The 4,317-nt window shown below is 64.9% G+C and carries 5 protein-coding genes and 1 pseudogene; 2 read left to right on the top strand and 4 right to left on the bottom strand.

The window, feature by feature from the left end; all coding sequences use genetic code 11:
• Positions 1-38: 38 nt before the first annotated feature.
• From ABGA94_RS21140 to hflK, 3 genes are all read right to left on the bottom strand, one after another.
• Positions 39-224: a DUF2065 domain-containing protein gene (locus ABGA94_RS21140; protein WP_375368036.1), complete on the bottom strand. Its 186-nt coding sequence runs from the start codon at positions 222-224 to the stop codon at positions 39-41.
• A 67-nt stretch (positions 225-291) separates the two neighbouring features.
• Positions 292-1,155, bottom strand: a complete 864-nt coding sequence (gene hflC / locus ABGA94_RS21135; protein WP_005414169.1) for a protease modulator HflC — start codon at positions 1,153-1,155, stop codon at positions 292-294.
• On the bottom strand, positions 1,152-2,285 hold the full coding sequence (gene hflK / locus ABGA94_RS21130) for an FtsH protease activity modulator HflK (RefSeq protein ID WP_005418335.1): 1,134 nt from the start codon (positions 2,283-2,285) through the stop codon (positions 1,152-1,154). Before hflK ends, hflC begins: the two co-directional genes overlap by 4 nt.
• A gap of 153 nt (positions 2,286-2,438) precedes the next feature.
• Between hflK and ABGA94_RS21125 the strand changes: the two genes are divergently transcribed.
• Both ABGA94_RS21125 and pilH read left to right on the top strand, forming a co-directional pair.
• The gene (locus ABGA94_RS21125; RefSeq protein ID WP_375368035.1) at positions 2,439-3,434 is read left to right on the top strand and encodes a YhdH/YhfP family quinone oxidoreductase; all 996 of its coding nucleotides are present in this window, start codon (positions 2,439-2,441) and stop codon (positions 3,432-3,434) included.
• A gap of 88 nt (positions 3,435-3,522) precedes the next feature.
• Positions 3,523-3,894 carry a twitching motility response regulator PilH gene (gene pilH, locus ABGA94_RS21120; protein ID WP_005410644.1) on the top strand — a complete coding sequence of 124 codons (372 nt, stop codon included), beginning with the start codon at positions 3,523-3,525 and terminating at the stop codon, positions 3,892-3,894.
• Positions 3,895-3,919: 25 nt separating this feature from the next.
• Here the strand turns inward: pilH and murC are convergent.
• A pseudogene (murC, locus tag ABGA94_RS21115) lies at positions 3,920-4,317 on the bottom strand (UDP-N-acetylmuramate--L-alanine ligase); the annotation flags it as partial.

Genomic DNA, 4,317 nt, shown 5'->3' with positions numbered 1-4,317 from the left:
GTCAGATCCCTTTCCTGCGGAAAGGGATCTGACCCCTGCTAATGCCTCACCCACCACAGCAGGCCCAGGCCGGCCAGCAGCACCAGCCCGCCGAAGCTGCGCAGGGCCGGGCTGGGCAGGTCCAGCAGGCGCTCGGCCATGCGCTTCCAGGCGAACGGCGACACGAACAGGAACAGGCCTTCCAGCACCGCGACCAGGCAGACGGCGGCGAACAGATCTTTCATGGGGGACTCCGGAAAAAGCACGGGGCCCGGCGTCTGGCCGGGCCCCGTGGGGTAGTGCCCTGCGACCTCAGCGGTCGTTCTTCAGGTACTGCAGGAACGGGTCGTTCTTGTCGAGCACGATCACGCCATTGCCGTCGGTCATGGAGCCACGGTAGGCCTCCAGGCTGCGGTAGAACGCATAGAACGACGGATCAGCCGAGCCAGCCTTGCCGTAGATGCGGGCCGCCTCGGCATCGCCTTCACCGCGCAGGCGCTGTGCATCACGCTCGGCCTCGGCGATCAGCACGGTGCTGTCGCGGTCGGCCTGGGCACGGATGGTCAGCGACTGCTCCTCGCCCTCCGCACGCAGCTTGGCCGCTTCCTGCTTGCGCTGGGCGCGCATGCGCTCGTACACGTCGTTGATCACCTGGCTGTCAGTCGGCAGGTCCACCTGCTTGATGCGCAGGTCGATCATCTGCATGCCGAGGCCGGCCACCGCCTCGTTGATCCCCTTCAGCTGCTCGGCGATCAGCTCGCTGCGGTCGCCGGACACCAGCTGCTGCAGGGTGCGCGAGTTGATCTGGTTGCGCAGCGAGTCGGTGATGATCGGTGCCAGGCGGGCATTGGCGATGCGCGGATCGCCGCCGGTGGCACGGAAGTAGTCACCTACGTTGGAGATGTAGCCGATGGCGAAGAAGTCGACGCTGACGTCCTTCTGCTCGGCGGTGAAGTAGCGCGCCGGCGCGGTGTCGAGCACCTGGAAGCGGCGGTCGAAGACCTTCACCGTTTCCACCACCGGCACCTTGAAATGCAGGCCCGGCTTGATGTCCGAACGCACCACCTTGCCCAGGTTCAGCACCATGGCGGTCTGGTCCTCACGGACCACGTACACCGAGCCGAGCAGGCCCAGCACCACCGCCACGATCACGGCGATCCAGATAGGACTCTTCATCGGCTGCCCTCCTCACGGCCGCTCGGTCGCCCGGTCGGGCGGCCCACCGGCCGGCCCGGATCACGGGAAGCTTCCACCGCTGCACCCGGCAGCGACGGCATCACCACGTCCGGGTTCGCCACTGCGGCCGGGGCCGAGGTGGTGGGACGGGTATCGCCAGTCATCGGCACGTAGATCAGCTGGCGGCCATCGCCGCCGATCACCTTGCGGTTCTCGCTCAGCACCTGCTGCACGGTCTCCAGCCACAGGCGCTTGCGGGTCACTTCCGGGGCGTCCTTGTACTGGGCCTGCAACAGGCTGAAGCGCTGCGCGTCACCCTCGGCCTTGGACACCACGGCCTGCTTGTAGCCTTCGGCGGTGGTACGGGCGCGCGAGGCCTGGCCCCGGGCTTCCGGCACGACCTTGGCAGCGTAGGCCTGGGCCTCGTTGATCAGGCGTTCCTTGACCTGCTGGGCACCGTTGACCTCGTCAAAGGCCGGCTTCACTTCTTCCGGCGGACGGGCGTCCTGCAGGGTCAGGCCGGTCACGGTCAGGCCGGTCTTGAACGCCTTCAGCAGTGCCTGCAGGCGCTCCTCGGCAGCCACGGCCAGCGGGCCACGGTTGTTCAGTACCGCGTTGAGGTCGGCACGGCCGACTTCCTCGCGCACCGCGCTCTGCGCCGACTGCTCCAGCACCTGGTTGGCATCGACGGTGCCGAACAGGTACTGCTGCGGGTCGTCGATGCGGTACTGGACGTTCAGCGAGACGTTGACGATGTTCTCGTCGCGGGTCAGCACCGGCACCTGGATCGAGAACGTCTTGATCTCGGTGGCGTTGACCTTGGTGACCGATTCGATCGGCCACGGCAGCTTGAAGTTCGGACCGGGCTGCAGGATGCGCGAGAACTGGCCGAAGCGCAGGACCACGCCACGCTGCTGTTCGCCGATCAACTGGAAGCTGGAGAACAGCACCAGCAGCACCACGGCCGCCACCACCCAACGCACGATGCCGCCGTCGAACAGGTCCTTCAGCGGCCCGGGCAAACCGCCCCAGCCACCACCATTGCCACCGCCGCGTGACCCGAACGGCCCGCGTCGATTGTCCTCGGGGCCTTGTCCGCCCTTGTTGCCGCCGGGTGTATTCCAGGCCATGCACGCTCCATCAAGATGTGGGCTGCGGCGCGGGCCCTTCCCGCGGCGCCAGCCGTGAAACCATTACCGATCATACAAGATGGGGCGGATCGGCAGGATCGAAAGGGGGGCAACGGGGTAAGGTGGCGTTTTCCTCGAAGTCAGGCAATGCCGATGGCCCCCACCACCCCGTTCACCGCCTTCCGCATCGAAAACGACGACGCCGGTTACCGCAGCGGCCTGGCCCAGCTCAAGGTCGAAGACCTCAGCCCCGGCCAGGTTCTGATCCGCGCCAACTGGTCCTCGGTCAACTACAAGGACGCCCTGGCCGGCACCGGCAAGGGAAAGATCCTGCGCCGCTTCCCGCTGGTGGGGGGCATCGACGTAGCCGGCACCGTGGTCGCCAGCACCGATCCGGAATGGCGTGAAGGCGACGCGGTGCTGGCCACCGGCTGCGGCCTCAGCGAGACCCGCGACGGCGGCTACAGCCAGTATGTGCGGCTGGAATCGCGTGCGGTGATCGCCCAGCCGGCCGGGCTGAGCCCACGCGAGGCGATGGTGCTGGGCACCGCCGGCTTCACCGCGGCGTTGGCGCTGCTGCGCATGCAGGACAACCGGCAGAGCCCGGAACTTGGACCGCTGGCGGTCACCGGCGCCAGTGGCGGCGTCGGCACGCTGGCACTGTCGATCTTCAGCCGCGCCGGCTACACGGTGCATGCGATCAGCGGCAAAACCGACCAGACCGGTTTCCTGCACGCCATCGGCGCCACCGAGGTGCTGCCGCGTGAGGCCCTGGCCGACACCGGCCCGCTGCAATCGGCGCGTTTCGGTGGGGGCCTGGACAATGCCGGCGGCGCCATGCTCGCCAGCCTGCTGGCGCAGACCGCGCCCTACGGCAGCGTGGTCAGTGCCGGCCTGGCGGCCAGCCCGGCGCTGGACATGACCGTGATGCCGTTCATCCTGCGTGGCGTGTCGCTGCTGGGCGTGTCCTCGGCCAATGCGCCACGCGGGCTGCGCGAGGATGTCTGGGCGCGGCTGGGCAACGAATGGAAACCGCAGCACCTGGACCGCATCTGTACCGCCGAGGTTGGCCTTGATGGCCTGCCGGCCGTGTTCGAGCGGATGCTGGCGGGCGGCTCGCTGGGCCGCACCGTGGTGCGGATCGACTGAACGTAGCAGGCAGGCGACGGACGGCAGATGCGCCCCTCCCGCCGGTAATGAGCCCGCACTACACTGCGGGCATTACATGGGGAACAACATGGCACGCATTCTGATCGTCGACGACTCACCGTCGCAGCTGTTGGGGATACAGCGCATCGTCGAGAAGCTCGGGCACCAGATCCTGACCGCCACCGATGGCGCCGCCGGGGTCGAAACCGCCAAGGCCGAGCTGCCCGACCTGGTCCTGATGGACGTGGTGATGCCCAATCTCAACGGCTTCCAGGCCACCCGCACCCTCGCCCGCGACGAGGCAACCCGGCATATTCCAGTGATCCTGGTGACCACCAAGGACCAGGACACCGACCGCATGTGGGGCATGCGCCAAGGCGCCAAGGCCTACATCACCAAGCCGTTCTCGGAAGACGAGCTGTCCGAAGTGCTGGAGCGCGTGTTCGCCGGGCAGGGCTGAGACGCGCGCGGTAGTGCCGGCCGCTGGCCGGCAATGATGTGTGATTGCCGTATCCTGTAATTTTGAACGTATCATAGTACGTGTTACGAACGAATACATCAAATATTGTACCATCTGTTCTCTTTTGAATGTTGCGTGCTTGGAAATCATTATCTTCTCCAAATCCATAGAAAATAACAGGTACTTTCGCTTGAATTTTTTGAAGTTCTTCATCATCTCCACATGCAATAATGCCTTTTTTCACTTGCAATGCCATCTCTTGGAATGCACTGAATACATCATTGATGTCTGCAAAATAATCTGGATGATCAAAATCAATATTCGTCATAATTGCATAGTCTGGATTATAAGACAAGAAATGACGACGATACTCACAAGCTTCAAATACAAAATACTTACTATTTTCTACCCCATGCCCTGTTC

It is taken from the genome of Stenotrophomonas sp. 3diitr2024, from assembly GCF_042136455.1.
In the GTDB taxonomy this organism is placed as follows: Bacteria; Pseudomonadota; Gammaproteobacteria; order Xanthomonadales; family Xanthomonadaceae; genus Stenotrophomonas; species Stenotrophomonas sepilia.
This window is presented reverse-complemented; position numbering and strand designations above follow the sequence as displayed.